We start from the raw sequence: 18,379 nt of genomic DNA, 5'->3' as shown, positions 1-18,379 counted from the left end.
CACTTATTGCATTCTTGGAAAACCAGCGATTAAAACCGCGAAGCAGCCAAATTTTCCCATTGCACAGAAATTCAAGGTTAAAAAAAGCAAGTTCGGGTGTCGGATCGGTGGCCGCACTGCCGCTTCAACACCCTGTTCCCTGATACCGTCCGCCGTGCAACACGGTTGCAGAAAAAAGCTGGTTATCCTGGATTCATGACTTCGCTGCACATGCGCGCCACGGACCTGGCGTGCCAGGCTGAAAAGCAGGCGCCATGGTTGGTGCGCCATGGCCAGAACACTGGCCATGGCGCACGCGATGCGTTCCAATGAAACCTGATTCTTTTTCCCGGACCTTCGCCATGCCGCTTCGCGCTGCCCTTCCTGCCCTTTTTGCCGCATTGCTGTTCGGCGCGAGCACGCCGCTGGCCAAACTGCTGGCTGGCAACATGCCACCGCTGTTGCTGGCCGGTCTGCTCTACCTGGGCAGCGGCTTTGGCCTGGGCGCGCTGCTCATTTTGAGGCGCCTGCGCGAGCGCCATGGCGGCCAGCCCGTCACCCATCTGCATATTTCACGCGCCGAGCAACCCTGGCTGCTGGGCGCCATCGTGGCCGGCGGCATGCTGGCGCCTGCGCTTTTCATGCTTGGCCTGGCGCAAACCAGCGCCGCGTCGGCGTCGCTGCTGCTGAACCTGGAAGGCGTGCTGACGGCGGTTGTGGCCTGGCTGGCCTTTCGAGAAAACGCCGACCGCCGCGTTGTCTTGGGCATGGCAGCCATCGCATTCGGCGGCGTGCTGCTGTCGTGGCAACCGGGCGGCGCCAGCTTTTCGCCTGGCGCCTTGCTGATCGCCGGTGCCTGCCTGGGCTGGGCACTGGACAACAACCTGACGCGCAGGGTGTCCAGCAACGACGCCCTGCTGGTGGCCTGCCTCAAAGGCTTGCTTGCCGGCGTGACCAATACGGCCATCGCGCTGTATGCCGGTGCGGCCCTGCCAGGCATGGCGCAACTGGGCTTTGCAGGACTGGTGGGCTTCCTGGGCTACGGGCTGAGTCTGAGCCTGTTTGTCGTGGCGCTCAGGACGCTGGGAACGGCGCGAACCGGCGCGTATTTTTCGGTGGCGCCCCTTTTCGGTGTGATGATTTCGCTGGCCCTCTGGCCCGACATGCCGGGCGGGCTGTTCTGGGCGGCGGCCGCGCTGATGGGGCTGGGCGTCTGGCTGCACCTGAGCGAACGGCATGCGCACCAACACACGCACGAAGTGCTTCAGCACAGCCACCCGCACCGGCACGACGCGCACCACCAGCATGCACATGACTTTGCCTGGGACGGCACCTCACCGCATGCGCATCCACACCAGCATGCGCCGCTGGCGCACACGCACGCGCATTACCCGGACATTCACCACCGGCATCCGCATTGACATGATGCGGCGGCACGCAAGCCGCTGTCGGCCAGGCTTATTTCACGCCGTGCCTGGCCTGCCACTTTTTCATGAAGGCAACTTCCTGCTTTTGCGACTTGATGATGTCGCGGGCCATCTTGCGCAGCTCGGGGTCCTTGCCGTACTTCAGTTGCACCTCGGCCATGTGCACCGCGCCTTCGTGGTGCGGAAGCATGTGCGCCACGAAATCCTTGTCGGCATCGCCACTGTAAGGGCGGCTCATGTCCTTCATCATCTTTTCCCCGCCTTGCTGGAAGGCGCGGGTTGCGTCAGAAGCCTGGGCATCGGTGGCGTGGTTCATGCCCGTATGCGCTGCCGGCATGGGCGCAGCAGGCTGCGCCTGGGCAGTGAAGGCTGCAGTGGACAAGGCCATGGCGCTGAGCGCACAGGCCAGGGTTCGGTGAAAGCAGAAATTCTTCATGAAAAGCTCCTTGAATAGGGATCAAACTGGCTGCATACCAGTGCATGCTGGCGCTATCGTGAAGCTTCCCACCGGGGGAAGGTCAAGCGCTTTTTTCCATGAAAAGATGGCCTTCTGGAACGGTGCCAATTTCTTACGTCTGGGCAGCGGATTTTTTGCTAGTGTTGGGCTCGCCTTAGCCATGCAAACCCAGCCACACTCATTCAACCCGTCCCGTGCGATTTCGGCAGAATCAGCAAGACCTGCCTGCGCCGCACGGGCAGCCGGAACCCCATGACACCCTCTGCCCCTGTTCCGCTTCCGGAAGAAATCGAACTCAAGCTGGCCTTGCCCACCGCCGACCCGCAGGGCCTGGCCGGGCGGCTGGCGCGCACGCCGCTGCTGGCGCGCCGCAAACCCACGCGGAAGCCGCTGCACAACGTCTACTACGACACACCCGGGCACGACCTGTACGAGGAGCGGGTGGCGCTGCGCCTGCGCCGCGTGGGCAGCAGCACCGATCCGCAGTGGCGGCAAACGCTGAAAATGGGCGGCCGCAGCGACTCGGCCCTGAGCCATCGCGGCGAATGGGAAGTGCCGCTGGCCGGCGCCGAGCTGTCGCGGGAAGCCCTGGAGGCCACGCCCTGGCCCGAGTTCGACCCGGACGGCAGCCGGTTTGATGCGCTTTCCCCCTGCCTGGTCACCGCATTCGAACGCACCTCCTGGTCGGTGCGCCGGCGCGGCGGCAGCGTGGTGGAGGTGGCGCTGGACATCGGCCAGATTGTTGCGGGCGACCAGTGCGCGCCGCTGTGCGAGCTGGAACTCGAACTCGTGGCCGGAGAGCCGTCGGCGCTGTTCGAGGTCGCGCAGCAGATTGCCCGCAGCGTGGCGGTGCTGCCGCTGAACGTCAGCAAGGGCGAGCGCGGCTACGCGCTGCTGCAGGACCGCCTGATGCAGCCGCTGCGCGCCCGGTCGCCGGTGCTGGCCGAGGGCATGACACTGCCACTGGCGGCGCAAAGCGTGCTGCGTGAAATGTTTTGCCAGTTCACCAGCAACCTCAACCTGCTGGGACAGACCGACGATCCGGAAGTGCTGCACCAGGCGCGCGTCGGCTGGCGGCGCTTCAAAAGCGCCGTTCGGCTTTTCAAACCCGGGCTGGCGACCGGGCAATTGCCCGACTGGCAGTTGCTGGCGCCGCTGCTGGCCTTCATTGGCGAACTGCGCGACATCGACGTGGCCCGAATCGACACCCTGCCGGCGCTGGCAGACGCCTACTGCGCAGGCAATGTGCAGCGGGCAGAAAAATGGCAGGCGATGTTGCAAATCCTGTCGAATGCCGCCGGGCTGCAACGCCAATCGATTGCGCAGGCGCTTGAGGTGCCGGCGGTGGGTGCTGCGCTGCTGGCCATCACGCAATGGCTGGAAAACCTGCCAAAGCAACAAGGGCCGGCCGATCATGACACTGACACGTCCAAGCGGCCCCTGCGCCGATGGGCCCGCCAGCGCATCCGGCGGCTGCACCGCAAACTGGAGCGTGCGCTGGCCGACAGCGACCACCCGGAAAGCCTGCACCGCGCCCGCCTTCTGGCCAAACGGCTGCGCTACGCCATTGAGGCGCTGCAGCCGCTGCTGTCCAGACGGCAAATCAAACGCTGGCTGCCGCAGGCCATCCAGCTTCAGACCGACATAGGCAGCGCCCGCGATTTGCATCAGGCCAGCGTGCTGGCGGCCCGGCTGGAGATCGACCCCGGGCTGGCCGAATTCCTGCGCGGCGTTGTCGCCGGGCAGCCAGCGCCGCGTTGAGGCGACAGCGCTTCAGCCAGGCTGCGCGAGCCGCTGCTGCGCAAAACCGACATACCAGTCCAGGCAGTGCGGGTTGGCCATCGCGTCGCGGTTCAGCACTTTTTCCAGCGGCTGGCCGAGCAGCAGCTTTTTGATGGGCAACTCCTGCTTCTTGCCCGACAAGGTGCGCGGGACTTCAGCCACCTGAAAGATGTCGTCGGGCACGAAGCGCGGGCTCAGCGCGGTCCTGACGGCGTGGTTCAGCCGGGCCCGCATGGCGTCGTCGAGCACCGCGCCGCCCCCCAGCACCACGAACAGCGGCATGTAGCTGGGGCGGCCCAGGTATTCCAGGTCCACCACCAGCGAGTCGAGCACTTCGGGCAGCGCCTCGATGGCGCTGTACAGCTCGCTGGTGCCCATGCGCAGGCCGTGGCGGTTGATGGTCGCGTCCGAGCGGCCGTAGATCACGCAGCCGCCCTCGACACCAGGGTCGATCTTCAGCCAGTCGCCATGGCGCCAGACCGCGCCCATTTCCGGCCCCGCATCGCCGCCGCCGGGCTGGCGGCCGTGGCCCGGCGGGTACATGTCGAAGTAGCTGGCCAGCAGGCGCGCGCCGCTGTCGTCGCCCCAGAGGTACAGCGGCATGGACGGAATTGGCTGGGTGCAGACCAGTTCACCGACCTCGCCGATGACCGGCTGGCCGTTGTCGTTCCAGGCCTCGACGCACGCGCCGAGCATGCGGCACTGCATTTTTCCGGGTGTCTGGGGCAGTTCGCGGTTGCCGCCGATGAAAGCGCCGGCAAAGTCGGTGCCGCCCGAGATGTTGCACCACCAGATGTCGTCCACGCCGGCAACGGCCATGAAGGACGAACCCCATTGCTGAACCTCGGCGCTCAAGGGCGAGCCGGTCGAGCCCAGCGCCCGGATGCGGCGCAGGTCGCCGCAGGCTGGGGGGGTGATGCCGGCTTTCATGCAACTGGCGTAAAACGCCGCGCCCGCGCCAAAAAAGGTCACGCCGGTGTCGGCCGCGAAGCGCCAGAGCGTGGTCCAGTAGGGCCGGTCCTTGGCGCCTCCGGGGTTGCCGTCGAAGATCACGCAGGTCGTGCCGCCCAGCAACCCGGCCAGTTGTGCGTTCCACATCACCCAGCCGGTCGAGCTGTACCAGTGGTAGCGCTCGCCAAAGGAATTGGACTGGTAACTGCAGCCGACGTCGTTGTGCAGTGTGCCAAGCTGCATCTGCACCAGCACCATGCCGCCATGGCCGTGAACAATGGGTTTCGGCAGGCCGGTGGTGCCGCTGGAATACACGATCCACAGCGGATGGTCAAACCCCAGCCAGAGCGGCTCGAACGCATCGGTTTCATCGTCATTTCGGGCTGTAGCGCTTGTCCAGCCTGCACAACCAGCTACTGAAACCATAGCATCCAGGTTGCCCAGCAGCAATGTGTGGCGCACGCTGGGCAGCGCCTGGCGCAGCTCGGCCAGCACGCCCAGGCGGTCATGGTCACGCCCGCCGTGCGTCACGCCGTCGCAGGCAATCAGCACCGTGGGCGCGATTTGCCGGAAGCGGTCGAGCACTGCGTGCGTGCCCATGTCAGGCGCGCACACGCTCCACACGCCGCCGATGCTGACCGTCGCCAGGAACGCCACCAGGGTTTCAGGAATGTTCGGCAGATACGCCGCCACCCGGTCGCCAGGCTGCACGCCCTGCGCCTGCAGGTGCAGCGCCAGCGACGCCACCTGGCGGCGCAGCTCGGGCCAGCTCAGTTCGCGCCGCTGGCTTTTTTCGTTGCTGCTGATGACGGCCGGCAAACCGGCAGCATGGGCCGCATCGACATGGCGCAGCACCTGCCGCGCATAGTTGACCTGCGCGCCGGGAAACCAGCAGGCGCCAGGCATCGCGTTTTTGTCCAATGCCGCGCTGTGCGGTGTGGGCGACTGCAAATCAAAGTAGTCCCAGATGCTTTGCCAGAATGCGTCCAGCTCGGTGGTCGACCAGCGCCAGAGCGCGTCGTAGCTTTCAAACACCAGGCCATGCCGGTCGCGCAGCCAGTCCTGGTAAAGGCGGATTTGCGGAATTTGAGGGGGCGCTGTGGGGGTCTCGTTCATGCCTGGGGTCTCCGTGCGGATGATGAACGGCCAGCGTAGCAGCGTCGGGCAGGCCTTGCTGTCGCCAGACGTACCCTTGGGTTCAGAACGCTGGGTTTCTTCGCAGGCAGGGGCGTAAGTTCCGCCGCAGGCCGGAAAGTGTTCAACCCATCAATGCAGCAAGTGCCCGAATTGCGGCAGGATCAGCCGACGCAGTGATTGCGCCATCGCATGCCACCCGGCAAGCGTCAAAAAAACAAAATCCGTGCGACGCTTTCGAAGCGGCGACGTGTCAATGCACTTCCTTGAGCGATTCCAAGTCCACATCGCCAGACTGGCTGGTGAAGCGCAGGCTGGCGCCCTGGCCGGCTTGCGACTGGCTCACCCCGGAAATGCGGTGCTCGCCAGTGTCGTATTGCTTGACTTTCCCGCCCTGCTCCAACACCAGCCGATGCTGGCCGGGAAAGAAGGCGTAGCGCACGCCGTTCTGGCGCCCACTGCTGGAAGGATTGGAAAGCCCCTTCGGCCACCAGCTGGAATCAGGTCCGTCCATCGGCTTCATGGGTTCCATTGGCTTCATGGGCTTCATCGGTTCCACGCTCAGTAATCCCTGCGGTTTTTTCCGCGGCGCATCAGCAGCGCAGCCAGCAGCGCGCCGGCGGCAACACCAATGGCTACCGCCTTCAAAGGCTCATCGGCAATGCGGCGGGCAGTGGTTTCCTGAAAATCGGAGGCCTTGGACTTGAAGTCGCCAAGCTTTTCACCTGCCACGCCGCTTGCCGACTTGGCATAGCTTCGGGCGGTGTTCCAGGCGTCGCCAGCGATCGCCTTGGCATCTCCCGCCAAACCCTTGGCGGTGTTCAAGGCATCGCGGCCCGTGGTTTTTGCGTCCTCGACGGCAGGGCGCAAAGCCTGCACCGTGCTGGTGGCATTGGCTTTTGCTTCGCCGGCCAGCTGTCCCGCTGCGTCGGCGGCTTTCTGGCCGGTTTTACTGGCCTCGTCAGCAATTTGCGAGGAAGTCTTGTTGTAGTCGTTCATGGCGGTCCTTTGAATCGTGTTGGCAACAGCGCCAGTCACCATTTAACTATCGTTGCGCCGCCAGGCGTGTGGGTCGTCATACCCTTGCCCTGTAGGCTGAGGATTTGCCAACCCTGCGAAAACGGCGTACGCAGCCGCTTTTGAGGGGCATGCAAATGCCGAGCTGGCTGCACTGGCACACCATGGACAAGCGCATTCATTGGCATGCTGGATTGTCAAAAATGCTAGCTGCCAGCGCCCGCCTATCATGCGCAAACAGCTTTTTTTACTTGAAATTTTTCGTTGCGCAGCAGTATTTCGTCAGCGGTAAAGAGCAGCGCAGTTCAGGAGCGCTGAAAAAGCCGCAGCACGGTATTTTCAGACTCTTGCCGTGGTCTGGCGCAAGCGGGATGGTCGGGTTCAGCTATTTTTTCAATCGCCTCAAACGGGTAAGACCCGGCCGTCCACCAGCGCGACGATCCGGTCGCAGCCGGCCGCCAGACGCGGGTCGTGCGTGACGATCAGGCAAGCGCTGCCGTGGTCGTGGTTGAACTCGCGCAACAGGGCGAACACCTCGTCGGCAGACACGGTGTCGAGGTTGCCTGTGGGCTCGTCGGCCAGGATCAGGCGCGGCCGCAGCGACAGCGCACGGGCAATCGCCACGCGCTGCTGCATGCCGCCCGACAGCTCGCCGGGCCGCTTGTATTCGGCGCCCTTGAGGCCGACGCGCGCCAGCAGTTCGCGCGCATTGGCTTGCGCTTCAAGCGTGGCGGTGCCGTGGGCAATGATCGACGGCATCAGCACGTTTTCCAGCGCGGTAAAGGCCGGCAGCAGGTGGTGGAACTGGAACACGAAGCCAATGGTCGCGCCGCGCAGCTTTGTCAGCCCCGCGTCGTCGAGCGACAGCGTGGGCTGACCGGCAATTTCCAGCGTGCCCGACGTGGGCCGCTCCAGCAGCCCGATGATGTTGAGCAGCGTGCTCTTGCCCGAACCCGACGGCCCCTTGAGCGCGACGAACTCGGCAGGCTGCAGGCTCAAGCTGATGCCGTGCAGCACCTCGGTTTCAACGTCCGTGCCGACGTTGTAGCTGCGGTGAATGTCGCTCAGGCGGAGGATGGGACGGGACGGGGTGTTCATGCGACTTGTATTGTGAACCGCAAGGATTGGCAGGCGCTGTGGCCTGTCTGGCACCGGCTCAAACGCCCCGCTGCGGTGATGAAAAAGGAGCGGCAAGCGCTGGCGAAAATACCAACGGCTGCAGGCTGACTCCGACTTGTGACGACGCCACGTCATGCGCCTGATTTCCTTGGCTTGTGCCAAGGATAGGGTATCCCCCTAGAATCGGCGCATGAACTTTTCCCTCCCCTCGGCAACTTTTCATATGTGGCATCTGCTGACCCGGCTTGGCGAAGCGCAAATCCTTATTCCGGCAGCGGCCATCACGCTGCTGGTGCTGTTTGCGCAAGCGCCCACCCGCCGGCTGGCGCTGAGCTGGATGGCGCTCATCGTGACCGCTGCCTTCATCACGACCGCCAGCAAGGTGGCGTTCATGGGCTGGGGTATTGGATGGGCAGCCGTCAACTTCACAGGTGTCTCGGGACATGCCATGTTTGCGGCAGCCATTTACCCCCTGCTGTTGGTCACCTTCCTGTCGGCGCCATTGCGCGGCGACCATCGGCTGCCTGCCGCACTGGGCTTTGCGCTGGCGCTGATTGTGGGCGTGAGCCGCGTTAAAGTGGGCGCGCATTCATGGTCCGAGGTGTTCGCCGGCTGGGCTGTAGGCGGCGCCGTGTGCATGGTAGCGCTGGCGATGTGCCAGAAATCAACCTTGCGTATCAAACCCATCGTGCCGGTGGTTTTGCTGGCCTGGATGGCGATCATGCCGTTTCAGCTGCATGCCTCGCCCACCCATTCCCTGGTCATCCGACTGGCCTTGGCCATGTCCGGAAACGACAGGCCATTCGAGCGCAGCGACCTGCTGTGCCGCACCTGCCGCCCAAGCGCCCTGCCGACCCGCGGCGCCTGACAACGGCGAGCCCCCTGGAAAACTTCAGCGCCAGTGCCTTGTGGCGCAGGCAATGATCGCGCCGGACAGGAATATCGCCGAATCGATCTCTTTCCTGCGCTGTTGCAAAGTCCCTGACAAGGCGCCATGCACGTCATCAGGGTGCTTCTGAAAGAAGCGGAATGGCCTTGCGGCCCAGCGGCTCGTCTTCAAAGAAAACAAGCACCGTGGGCGGCTTGGCACCTTTCCAGCGCGGCTGGTCGATGACCCACTTCTGGACAAATTCACTGACCGTTTGCCGGGCTGATTCGCGTTGCAGCAGCAGATGCTGTGGCGACGCCGCTTTCTCTTCGAGTCTGAGGGTAATGGACTGTTGCAGCGCCTCGATGGCAGCCGTTCCGGTGACGGGCGACCAGAGGCCGCTTGAAAAAGACGCCAGCTTTCCCGTGTCGATGGCCACGGGCAGCGAAGGCCGAACCGGGGGTGCGACGACGATGAGCGTGCGGCCCGAAATGCGGAAGTCCCAAGCTCTGGCCAGGGGGATGTGGTAACGATAAACCGCCGGAACCCTGATCTGGGCCACGGTCTTGCCAACCGGAACGCCAAGAACAGTGTGGCCCGTCGTCGAGTCAAACCGCTCTTCTGCGGTGATGGCGCTGACCTCCAGGAGTCCCCCGGGCGTTTGCATGACCACCAGATCTTGCGTGGTGTGGGAGGTGTTGACGGCGTCCGGCGCAAACCACAGGCGGTAAGCGAAAAACGAGTTCAGCCCCAGGCTGGCAGCGATGAAAACGGCAACGATGGGTTTCATGGGGTGCAGGAGGTAGGTGTTTTGCTGGGATTGATGTCCAGGCATCAGCCATGCTGTGCGGCTGTATTGCGCAGCATCAGGCGGAGGCCGGCTGGCGTCGCACTTTGCAGCGCGGCAAAGGCCGGTAGCCCATGGTGCAACGGCAACACGCCAATGGTGCAGTTGCAGTGAATGTCGGCGAGGCCCCATCAGCTTGCACTTTCATGCCCGGATCGCCTGTACCGGGTCCATCCGCGCTGCACTTCTGGCCGGAATCGCCGCCGCCGCCAGTCCCACCCCGCAGGCCACCACCGACGCCAGCAGCACCAGCATCGGGTCGAGCTGCGGCGAAAACAGCGAGCCGCCGTCGGGGCTTTTGAAGACGTGCGAAAACACCACCAGCAGGCCGAAGGCCAGGGCCGACCCCAGCACCGAGCCGGCCAGCCCGACCAGCCCGCCCTGCAGCAAGAACACCGTCATGATGCGCCGCCGTCCCGTGCCCATGGCCCGCAGGATGCCGATTTCACGCTGCTTTTGCACCACGCTGACCACCAGCACGCTGGAAATGCCGAGCGCCACGATGATGATGACAAAGCTGCGGATCAGGTTGTTGGACACCGTCTGGTTCGACAAGGCGTTCAAAAGCCCTGAATTGGTCTGCATCCAGCTGTCCACCGTCAGGCCGGTCTGGGCGCGCAAGGCATCGGCCACCTGGTTGGCGCCGAACAGGTCTTTCACCGTGACATCGATGTTCGACACGCCGCCGGGCAAGTCCAGCAGCGTCTGCCCCAGCTTCAGGGTGACGAACACCCAGCGCCGGTTCAAGTCGCGGTTGCCCATGTCAAAGAGGCCGGTGATGTCCAGCGTTTCGCTGCGGCCGCCGGCGCTGGTCACGCGCAGCTTGTCGCCGACGGTGACGCCCAGGTCGCTGGCCAGGTCAACGCCGATCAGCGTGTTGCTGCCGGTCACATCGAAGCGGCCACGCGTCATGTAGTTGTCCATCTTCACCACGCGGCGGTAGGCGTCAGGCTGCACGCCGAGCAGCGCCACGCTTTTGTTGCTGTTGCCGCGTGACGCAAAGGCCGGGCCGCTGACCACCGGCGACACGGCCAGCACGCCGGGTGTGGCGGCGGCCAGGCCGGCCATGCGCTCCCACTGGTCGACCGAGCGCAAACGCTGGTCGCGCGGCTGCACCACGGCGGCCACGGCGCGGTCGGCGCTGGGTGCGAGCACGCGCTGCGTGACTTCTTCCAGCGGGCGAATCACCACATGCGCCTGCGAGCCCAATACGCGGTCAATGATGGTCGATTGCAGCTGGTTGATCAACTGGGTCAAAAAAATGATGACCGCGACGCCGCCGGTCACCCCGGCCAGGATCAGCACGCTTTGCATGCGCCCTTCGCGCAAAAAGCGCAGCGCCACCAGCAGCTCGAACGGCATCCAGCGGGTCCAGGAACTCAGGGCGGGGCGGTGTCGGGCAGTGGCCATGGTTGACGTTTGCGACTTAACGTGAAATGAAGGAAGGCGTTTCCATGCCCTTGACCGGCGCGGCCACCGGGCCGGGCCGCACGCGGTCGCCGGCAACGGCTTTTTCGGTCTGCGCAATGACCGCGTCGCCTTCTTTCAATCCTTCGGTGATTTCCACCGAACCGATGCCGCGCAGGCCCAGCTTGACCGGCAGGCGCACCGCCATGCCGTCCTGCAGTGCCAGCACCCAGGGCGCTTCGCGGTCGGCGTCGCGCACGGCGCCTGAGGGCAGCACCAGCGCATCTTGTTTCACGCCGCCGACCATTTCGACAGACACCGTCATGTCGGGCCGCAAAAACGCCGGTGCATTCGGCACGGCCAGACGCACTTCGACCGTGCCGCGCTGCGGATCGATGGCCGGGGCAATGTAGTTGAGCTGCGCGTCGAAGGACTGGCCGGGATAGGCGTCGGCCACCGCCCTGGCGGCCATGCCCAGTGTGATGAGGCGCAGGTTTTTTTCATCGACATTGGCGTCGATGCGGGTGCCGCCCTGCGCGGCCAGCGTGAGCAATACATGGCCGGGCTGCGCCATGGAGCCGGGCTCGGCGCTGCGCGTCAGCACGATTGCATCGACCGGGCTGGTGATGCGCAGCCGTGCCAGCCGCGCCTCGGCCACGCCGACCGCCGCCAGCGCCTGGTCGATGCGCGACGCGGCCAGGGTGCGCTCGATGCCGTTGGGCTGGTTGGCCTGTGCCTGCACCCGCGCCGATTGCAACGCGCTTTGGGCCGTGTCCAGCGCGCGCCGGGCGTCGTCGAGCTTTTGCTGCGAAAAGAAACCCTGCGCCACCAGATCGCGTGCGCGCTGGTGTTCGCGCCCGGCGGCGGTGAATGCCGCTTCGGCCTGCACCACCGCCTGGCTGGCGACCGGCGCGGCGACCGTGGCCTGCTGGGTGGCGCGGCCGCGTGCTTCCAGCAGAGAAGCCCTGGCCTGCTGCAATGCCGCGCGGGCTTCGGCATCCGACAGGCGCAACAACACGTCGCCCGCCTTGACGCGGTCGCCTTCGCGCACGCGCACTTCCAGCACCGTGGCGGTCACTTCAGCCCCAATGTCCAGGCGCGCCGGCGCATTCAGCCGTCCGGTGGCAACCACCGACTGCACGATGCCGGTACGCGCCACAGGCACCAGCTGCACGGGTGTGCCGCGCCGGCTGACCAACAGCGCTGCGCCAGCCACAGCCAGAACCAGCAAGGCAGCGACGCCCCATTTGACGAGAGGTTTCATAGCCTGCGAGCGTAGCAGTTGAATGGTTTTGCAACTCTGTGCAAGGTCAACGTTTGTCAACCTTTCAGGGTGCGTCAACTGGACGTTGGCAGGCTTGTACGCGACATGGCATTTCCATGCCCTCCACCGCCTGAACCTGGCGTCTTGAATGCGCGCATGCTGGCGCACGTCCGCCGGTTTCTTCGCCCTGCACTTGTCCGGTAGCGCGAAGCGTGGCAAATTGCCTTTAGCATTGCCCCACTTACAAACGGGAGCAATCAATGGGCATGCTGGACTGGACGGAAAAAAGCAGCGCGGTGCTGGGGCAAGGCGGCGTCATCGGGCCCGACGAACGGCTGCCCTGGCCGCAGACGGCGCTGATGGGCGTGCAGCACGTCATTGCCATGTTCGGCTCGACCGTGCTGGCGCCGCTGCTGATGGGGTTTGACCCGAACATCGCCATCCTGATGAGCGGCATCGGCACGCTGATCTTTTTCGTCATCACCAACGGCAAGGTGCCCAGCTACCTCGGGTCGAGCTTTGCCTTCATCGGCGTGGTGATTGCAGCCACGGGTTACGCCGGCAACGGGCCGAACGCCAACATCGGCGTGGCGCTGGGCGGCATCATCGCCTGCGGCGCGGTGTATGCGGGCATTGGCGCGCTGGTGCAGCTGGTGGGCACGCGCTGGATCGAGCGGCTCATGCCGCCCGTCGTCACCGGCGCGGTGGTGGCGGTGATTGGGCTGAACCTGGCGAGCATCCCGATCAAGAACATGGCAGCCAGCAACTTCGATTCGTGGATGCAGGTGGTCACCTTCGTCAGCGTGGCGCTGGTGGCGGTGATGGCGCGTGGCATGCTGCAGCGCTTGCTGATCCTGATTGGCCTGATCATGTCGTCGCTGATCTATGCGCTGCTGACCAACGGCATGGGCCTGGGCAAGCCCATCGCCCTGTCGGGCATCGCCAATGCCGACTGGTTCGGCCTGCCGGGCTTTGCCGCGCCGGTGTTCAGCGCCAATGCCATGCTGCTGATCGTTCCGGTGGTGGTGATTCTGGTGGCCGAAAACCTGGGCCACATCAAGGCGGTGACGGCCATGACCGGCAAGAACCTGGACGTGTACATGGGCCGCGCCTTCATCGGCGACGGCATTGCCACCATGGTGTCAGGCAGCGCGGGCGGCACCGGTGTGACCACCTATGCCGAAAACATCGGCGTGATGGCAGCCACCCGGATCTACTCGACGGCGGTGTTCGTCTTTGCGGCGCTGATTGCCCTGTTGCTGGGCTTCAGCCCCAAGTTCGGCGCACTGATCCAGGCGATTCCGCTGCCGGTGATGGGCGGCGTGAGCATCGTCGTGTTCGGCCTGATCGCCGTGGCCGGCGCCCGGATCTGGGTGGTGAACCAGGTCGATTTTTCGGACAACAAGAACCTGCTGGTCGCTGCCATCACGCTGGTGCTGGGCACCGGCGACTTCACGCTGAAGTTTGGCCAGTTTGCGCTGGGCGGCATTGGCACCGCGACCTTTGGCGCGATCCTGCTTTACGCGCTGCTGGACCGCAGGAAATAGCCCCGGCAGACGGCTCCGGATTGGCGCGGGTCAGCACCGGCGAATAACGCCATTTATACTGTTGAAAAAGGCTTTTGCGCAAGCTGGATATGCACAAACAGCTATGAATACCGTAGCAAAATTGTGACGGTTCCCGCAGGCCGCATTTGCCGGTGAAACCGGGTTGCGTTCTAGCGGGCAGCCGAGCCCTGGCCCGGACGGTGTTTGGCCTTGAATTGGCCCTGCGTCTGGTCAAGCGCTGCCTGGGCACAAGCCAGTTGATCCTCCAGTTCGGCGCGCAGCCTGATTTCCTCCTTCAGCGCCAGGTTGACCTGCGCCAAATCGTCAGCCGACTGCTGGATGCGGTTTTCAAGTTCCTCGGTGCGCTCGATGGCCTGGGCGACTTCGCCGGTTTGCAGGTGCGCCGGGACTTCCTGTGTCAGCACCGCATTGACGACGCACAGTTCGGCGGCCGACTGTTCGACGGCTTCCTGAATGGCCTCGTTCTGGTCCAGCGCGTGCTCCAGCGCGGTAGGATGGATGGCGTTCTGGGCTTGTGACATGGTCGCGTGCGTGGGATAGGAGGGAAAGGAATTGTGAAGCTTAGCAGAAACGCACCCAAAAATGCCGTTTTCAGGCCCTTCACGCCCTTCAGGGCCGGCGACGTCGCTGGGCTGCCACCGGGCTCCCGCTAGCGCAGGAACTACTTTTCGACAGGCGCCAGGCGACGCGGCCTGTCCGCCGGCTCCGCGCCCAGTATCCGGCCGATGGCCGCGCCGATGCGCGCGCCAATGGCCGTGCCAATGCCGGGCAGCACGGCAGTTCCTGCGGCGGCACCCGCCAGGGCACTGGCCGGCACCGACACCTGGACCTTGTCCACCGGACCACTGAGGGTCAGCGGCACGCCCACCACGCCATCCACCAGGTCCACCGCCAGTTCGGCGTTGATCTGCCGTTTCGCCACCTGCGCCCGGCCTGATGCGCTGAGCACGCCGGAGCGGGCCTGGAGCCGGCTCAAGGTGACGACCATGCCCTGCGGCGTGTTTTGCGTGTCGAACTGCCCGGTGACGCTGTCAAGCGGGGTGCTGCCCGCATGCTCCTTGCCCACACTGCGAACCGCCTTGTCCAGGTCAAAGCGCAGCAATGAGGCGCGGCCGGTGCTGAAATTCGTCGTGGTGTGCAGGGACCACGCCAGTTCACCCGGGCTGCTGCCCTGGGCCGACAGCACCGTTTCGCCCGATACCTTTGCGGCAATGACCGAGCGCCGTTCGAAAGCCTGCAATGTGCTGACCAGATCGATGTTGCGCGGCTGCAGCTTTCCGTTCAGTCGCAGCCCGCCCTGGTCGTCAAGCTGCAACTGCAGTTCGCCACTTGCCGTGCCGCCGCCCACACTCGCGTTGACAGCCCAGCGGTCTTCCTGACCCTGGCGCGCCAAAGTCGCCTCGGCAGGTGTTTGGGCGTCCGGCCGGCGCACCCCGGCTGTGCGCGGCCGCCAGCCGGCGTCGAAATCGGCTTCGCCTTCGTACACCAGGCGCTTGCCGTAACGCGACACCCAGGTCAACGCGCGCACTTCGAGGCGTGCCAGCGGCAAGGCGTCCAGTCTGAAGGGCATGGACGACGCCGGCCTGGCTGTGGCAGACGGGCTGCCCAGTCCACGCAGGGAAAGCTGCGGCACGACCGCGCCTTGCACCACGGCGCGGTCCACCTGCAGCCGGCGTTGCCACAGCGCCGACGTGTTCAGGTCGGCGGTGATCATGTCGATTTGCACCGGCTGGGGCTGGCCGGTGGCCAGCTTTTCAATCACCACGCGGGGCAAGGGCAGCAGTTGCCAATGCAGCCGGCCGATGCTGACCGGAACCCCGAGCGCGGTTTCCAGTTCGGCCGCTGCCCGCTGCGCCAGTTCCGCGTCCGAAGGCACCAGGCTGATGACTCCCGCGGCCAGCATCAGCACTGCGCCCGCAGCCACAGCGCCGCCGATCAGCCATTTGCGCGTGCGCGTCATCGGCTTTTTCACGGGGGGTGCGGTAGTGGTGGACATGGTGTTCAGCGTATCGCCCCCAAACCCGACAGCCAGCACGGCAAACCGCCCATTGGCTGTAGGCGCCCGCCGTATAGTCAAGGTTTTCTTACCGTCCCGGACATCCCATGCACATCTGGAAGCGACCCATCTCTGTTGAATTGCTGACCGCGTCAAACACCGGCACCGCCGTCCACCACCTGGGCATCGAGTTCCTCGAAGTCGGCGACGATTTCATTCGCGCCCGCGTGCCAGTCGATGCACGCACCATCCAGCCCTACGGCCTGCTGCATGGCGGCGTGTCGGTGGTGCTGGCCGAAACCCTGGGCTCGTGCGGCGCAGCGTATTGCGCACCGCCCGGCGAGCGCGTGGTGGGGCTGGACATCAACGCCAACCACCTCAAGGGAACGACCAGCGGCTGGGTCACCGGCATCGCCCGGCCGGTGCACATCGGCCGCAGCACGCAGGTCTGGGCGATCGAGTTGCGCAACGACGCCGGCGCGCTGACCTGCGTGTCACGCATCACGATGGCGGTACTGGCGTCGAAATAATGCTAAAAACCGGTGCCGCCGCAGGCTGAGAAAGACTTTTCAGCTATGAATAAATGAGTAATTTGTCGCTTCTGCAGCGCTGGCCAAAATATTCCGTCTGTGGCGTATGGCGTAGCCCTAAACAAAGGGTTTACCCTAATCAAAATCGCATCGACTGATAAAATTCCGGCAGTTCCGGCGCGTTCCTGCGCCATGGCCTTACCCGGAGTGATTCCCCATGTCTTTCGCCGATCGTGTGCAAAACCCTGTCCTGAGAGCAAAAATCATGTCGGCCGACGAGGCCGCCGCCTTGATTCCGGCGGGCGCCCATGTCGGCATGAGCGGCTTCACCGGCGCGGGCTACCCCAAGTCGGTGCCGCAGGCGCTGGCCCGGCGCATCGAAAAGCTGCATGCCGCCGGCGAGGAATTCCGCATCGGCCTGTGGACCGGCGCCTCGACCGCGCCCGAACTCGACGGCGCGCTGGCCAAGGTCCACGGCATCGACATGCGCCTGCCCTACCAGTCGGACCCGACCTGCCGCCGCCAGATCAACGCCGGCGACATGCAGTACACCGACATGCACCTGTCCAACGTGGCGCAGTTCGTCTGGTTCGGCTTTCTGGGCAAGCTCGACGTGGCGGTGGTGGAAGTTGCTGGCATCCTGCCTGACGGCCGGCTGATTCCGTCGTCATCGGTGGGCAACAACAAGACCTGGCTGGACCAGGCCGACAAGATCATCCTGGAAGTCAACAGCCTGCAAAACGCCGGCCTGGAAGGCATGCACGACATCTACTACGGCACCCGCCTGCCGCCGCACCGCCAGCCGATTCCGCTGACCCAGCCGGGCGAGCGCATCGGCGAGGCCTACCTGACGTGCGACCTGAGCAAGGTGGTGGCCGTGGTGCCGACGCGCCAGCCCGACCGCAATTCGGCCTTTGCCGCGCCCGACGAAAACTCGAAGCGCATTGCCGCGCATATCATCGAATTCCTGCAGCAGGAGGTGAATCTTGGCCACCTGCCGGCCGAACTGCTGCCCTTGCAGTCGGGGGTGGGCAACATCGCCAACGCCGTGCTGGCCGGCCTGGACGACGGCCCGTTCAAGAACCTGACGGCCTACACCGAAGTGCTGCAGGACGGCATGCTGGACATGCTGCGCTCGGGCACGCTGAAAATGGCGTCGGCCACGGCGCTGTCGTTCAGCCCCGACGCGCTGGCCGACTTCAACCAGAACATCGACTTCTACCGCCAGCGCATCGTGCTGCGGCCGCAGGAAATCAGCAACCACCCCGAGGTGGTGCGCCGCCTGGGCGTGATCGCCATGAACGCCATGATCGAGGCCGACATTTACGGCAACGTCAACTCGACGCACATCATGGGGTCAAGCATCATGAACGGCATTGGCGGCTCGGGCGACTTTGCGCGCAATGCCTATCTGTCGTTCTTCATGACGCCGTCGGTCGCCAGGAACGGCGCCATTTCCTGCATCGTGCCGATGGTCTCGCATGTGGACCACACCGAGCACGACGTGGAAATCATGGTGACCGAGCAAGGCCTGGCCGACCTGCGCGGCCTGTCGCCAACACAGCGGGCACGGCTGATCATCGAAAAATGCGCGCATCCCGATTTCCGCCCCGCCCTGCGCGACTACTTCGAGCGCTCGCTCGCGGGCGCCTCGGGCAAGCACACGCCGCACCTGCTCGAAGAAGCGCTGTCGTGGCATGCGCGCTTCCTTGAAACCGGCTACATGCTGCCGGTGAGCGCGCTGCAGGAGCCGCTGCATCTGGTTTGATGGCGCTGGGCGGCATGCACGGGGACGGCTGCGGGGTTTTGTGACTCCCCAGCTCGCCTTTCAGGTGATCGCCCAACAAAAGAGGAAGGGAATGTCATCCCACTGCTCTGTCGTACAACGCCTCTGTCATCCCTTATCTGTCATCCCGGGCTCGACCCGGGATCCATGCCTCCTCCCCAGCGGGGTCATGGATTGCGGATCAAGTCCGCAATGACAGAAATACAAAGCCCATCGAGGATGCCGAGCAGTGGCTTCTTTTCAAGCA

The 18,379-nt window shown here is 64.7% G+C and carries 16 protein-coding genes; 6 read left to right on the top strand and 10 right to left on the bottom strand.

Going from position 1 to position 18,379, the window contains the following annotated elements; all coding sequences use genetic code 11:
• The first annotated feature begins 341 nt into the window (after positions 1-341).
• Positions 342-1,400: a DMT family transporter gene (locus IWX87_RS06145; RefSeq protein WP_196862630.1), complete on the top strand. Its 1,059-nt coding sequence runs from the start codon at positions 342-344 to the stop codon at positions 1,398-1,400.
• A 37-nt stretch (positions 1,401-1,437) separates the two neighbouring features.
• Here IWX87_RS06145 and IWX87_RS06140 read toward each other — a convergent pair whose 3' ends face one another.
• On the bottom strand, positions 1,438-1,842 hold the full coding sequence (locus tag IWX87_RS06140; RefSeq protein ID WP_196862629.1) for a DUF305 domain-containing protein: 405 nt from the start codon (positions 1,840-1,842) through the stop codon (positions 1,438-1,440).
• A 273-nt stretch (positions 1,843-2,115) separates the two neighbouring features.
• Here IWX87_RS06140 and IWX87_RS06135 point away from each other — a divergent pair, with 273 nt between their 5' ends.
• Complete coding sequence (locus IWX87_RS06135; protein WP_196862628.1) at positions 2,116-3,624, top strand: CYTH and CHAD domain-containing protein; 1,509 nt, start codon at positions 2,116-2,118, stop codon at positions 3,622-3,624.
• A 12-nt stretch (positions 3,625-3,636) separates the two neighbouring features.
• Here the strand turns inward: IWX87_RS06135 and IWX87_RS06130 are convergent, their stop codons facing one another.
• From IWX87_RS06130 to IWX87_RS06115, 4 genes are all read right to left on the bottom strand, one after another.
• Positions 3,637-5,712, bottom strand: a complete 2,076-nt coding sequence (locus IWX87_RS06130; protein ID WP_196862627.1) for an acetoacetate--CoA ligase — start codon at positions 5,710-5,712, stop codon at positions 3,637-3,639.
• Positions 5,713-5,983: 271 nt separating this feature from the next.
• Positions 5,984-6,271, bottom strand: a complete 288-nt coding sequence (locus tag IWX87_RS06125) for a hypothetical protein (RefSeq protein WP_231374623.1) — start codon at positions 6,269-6,271, stop codon at positions 5,984-5,986.
• Positions 6,272-6,291: 20 nt separating this feature from the next.
• Positions 6,292-6,729 (bottom strand): hypothetical protein, encoded by a 438-nt coding sequence (locus IWX87_RS06120; protein ID WP_196862625.1) that lies wholly within the window; start codon positions 6,727-6,729, stop codon positions 6,292-6,294.
• 420 nt (positions 6,730-7,149) lie between these two features.
• Complete coding sequence (locus IWX87_RS06115) at positions 7,150-7,845, bottom strand: ABC transporter ATP-binding protein (RefSeq protein ID WP_196862624.1); 696 nt, start codon at positions 7,843-7,845, stop codon at positions 7,150-7,152.
• Between the two features lie 211 nt (positions 7,846-8,056).
• Between IWX87_RS06115 and IWX87_RS06110 the strand changes: the two genes are divergently transcribed.
• A complete protein-coding gene (locus IWX87_RS06110; RefSeq protein ID WP_196862623.1) occupies positions 8,057-8,734 on the top strand; it encodes a phosphatase PAP2 family protein in 678 nt (225 codons plus the stop codon).
• Between the two features lie 136 nt (positions 8,735-8,870).
• On the opposite strand, the gene IWX87_RS06105 is transcribed toward IWX87_RS06110, so the two are convergent.
• The 3 genes from IWX87_RS06105 to IWX87_RS06095 form a co-directional block, all read right to left on the bottom strand.
• Entirely contained in the window at positions 8,871-9,524 is a 654-nt protein-coding gene (locus IWX87_RS06105; RefSeq protein WP_196862622.1) for a hypothetical protein, read from the bottom strand.
• Between the two features lie 201 nt (positions 9,525-9,725).
• Positions 9,726-10,991, bottom strand: a complete 1,266-nt coding sequence (locus IWX87_RS06100) for an FtsX-like permease family protein (RefSeq protein ID WP_196862621.1) — start codon at positions 10,989-10,991, stop codon at positions 9,726-9,728.
• A gap of 16 nt (positions 10,992-11,007) precedes the next feature.
• Positions 11,008-12,252, bottom strand: a complete 1,245-nt coding sequence (locus IWX87_RS06095) for an efflux RND transporter periplasmic adaptor subunit (protein WP_196862620.1) — start codon at positions 12,250-12,252, stop codon at positions 11,008-11,010.
• A 260-nt stretch (positions 12,253-12,512) separates the two neighbouring features.
• Between IWX87_RS06095 and IWX87_RS06090 the strand changes: the two genes are divergently transcribed.
• Positions 12,513-13,799 (top strand): solute carrier family 23 protein, encoded by a 1,287-nt coding sequence (locus IWX87_RS06090; RefSeq protein WP_196862619.1) that lies wholly within the window; start codon positions 12,513-12,515, stop codon positions 13,797-13,799.
• A gap of 170 nt (positions 13,800-13,969) precedes the next feature.
• Here IWX87_RS06090 and IWX87_RS06085 read toward each other — a convergent pair whose 3' ends face one another.
• A complete protein-coding gene (locus IWX87_RS06085; RefSeq protein ID WP_196862618.1) occupies positions 13,970-14,341 on the bottom strand; it encodes a hypothetical protein in 372 nt (123 codons plus the stop codon).
• 140 nt (positions 14,342-14,481) lie between these two features.
• The gene (locus IWX87_RS06080) at positions 14,482-15,816 is read right to left on the bottom strand and encodes a hypothetical protein (protein WP_231374622.1); all 1,335 of its coding nucleotides are present in this window, start codon (positions 15,814-15,816) and stop codon (positions 14,482-14,484) included.
• A gap of 107 nt (positions 15,817-15,923) precedes the next feature.
• Between IWX87_RS06080 and IWX87_RS06075 the strand changes: the two genes are divergently transcribed.
• Together IWX87_RS06075 and IWX87_RS06070 are read left to right on the top strand one after the other, a co-directional pair.
• On the top strand, positions 15,924-16,346 hold the full coding sequence (locus IWX87_RS06075) for a hotdog fold thioesterase (protein ID WP_196862617.1): 423 nt from the start codon (positions 15,924-15,926) through the stop codon (positions 16,344-16,346).
• Between the two features lie 217 nt (positions 16,347-16,563).
• A complete protein-coding gene (locus tag IWX87_RS06070; protein ID WP_196862616.1) occupies positions 16,564-18,114 on the top strand; it encodes an acetyl-CoA hydrolase/transferase family protein in 1,551 nt (516 codons plus the stop codon).
• The last annotated feature ends 265 nt before the right edge of the window (positions 18,115-18,379 follow it).

Source organism: Polaromonas sp. CG_9.7 (assembly GCF_015752205.1).
GTDB lineage: Bacteria > Pseudomonadota > Gammaproteobacteria > Burkholderiales > Burkholderiaceae_C > Polaromonas.
The sequence above is the reverse complement of the archived record's forward strand: the minus strand, read 5'-3'. Positions and strand labels throughout refer to the sequence as shown.

Coding starts and splice junctions, on each gene's coding strand:
- IWX87_RS06140 (WP_196862629.1), bottom strand. CDS start 1,842: ATGAAGAATTTCTGCTTTCACCGAACCCTGGCCTGTGCGCTCAGCGCC.
- IWX87_RS06105 (WP_196862622.1), bottom strand. CDS start 9,524: ATGAAACCCATCGTTGCCGTTTTCATCGCTGCCAGCCTGGGGCTGAAC.
- IWX87_RS06145 (WP_196862630.1), top strand. CDS start 342: ATGCCGCTTCGCGCTGCCCTTCCTGCCCTTTTTGCCGCATTGCTGTTC.
- IWX87_RS06090 (WP_196862619.1), top strand. CDS start 12,513: ATGGGCATGCTGGACTGGACGGAAAAAAGCAGCGCGGTGCTGGGGCAA.
- IWX87_RS06075 (WP_196862617.1), top strand. CDS start 15,924: ATGCACATCTGGAAGCGACCCATCTCTGTTGAATTGCTGACCGCGTCA.
- IWX87_RS06095 (WP_196862620.1), bottom strand. CDS start 12,252: ATGAAACCTCTCGTCAAATGGGGCGTCGCTGCCTTGCTGGTTCTGGCT.
- IWX87_RS06070 (WP_196862616.1), top strand. CDS start 16,564: ATGTCTTTCGCCGATCGTGTGCAAAACCCTGTCCTGAGAGCAAAAATC.
- IWX87_RS06135 (WP_196862628.1), top strand. CDS start 2,116: ATGACACCCTCTGCCCCTGTTCCGCTTCCGGAAGAAATCGAACTCAAG.
- IWX87_RS06100 (WP_196862621.1), bottom strand. CDS start 10,991: ATGGCCACTGCCCGACACCGCCCCGCCCTGAGTTCCTGGACCCGCTGG.
- IWX87_RS06130 (WP_196862627.1), bottom strand. CDS start 5,712: ATGAACGAGACCCCCACAGCGCCCCCTCAAATTCCGCAAATCCGCCTT.
- IWX87_RS06080 (WP_231374622.1), bottom strand. CDS start 15,816: ATGTCCACCACTACCGCACCCCCCGTGAAAAAGCCGATGACGCGCACG.
- IWX87_RS06110 (WP_196862623.1), top strand. CDS start 8,057: ATGAACTTTTCCCTCCCCTCGGCAACTTTTCATATGTGGCATCTGCTG.
- IWX87_RS06115 (WP_196862624.1), bottom strand. CDS start 7,845: ATGAACACCCCGTCCCGTCCCATCCTCCGCCTGAGCGACATTCACCGC.
- IWX87_RS06085 (WP_196862618.1), bottom strand. CDS start 14,341: ATGTCACAAGCCCAGAACGCCATCCATCCTACCGCGCTGGAGCACGCG.
- IWX87_RS06120 (WP_196862625.1), bottom strand. CDS start 6,729: ATGAACGACTACAACAAGACTTCCTCGCAAATTGCTGACGAGGCCAGT.
- IWX87_RS06125 (WP_231374623.1), bottom strand. CDS start 6,271: ATGAAGCCAATGGAACCCATGAAGCCGATGGACGGACCTGATTCCAGC.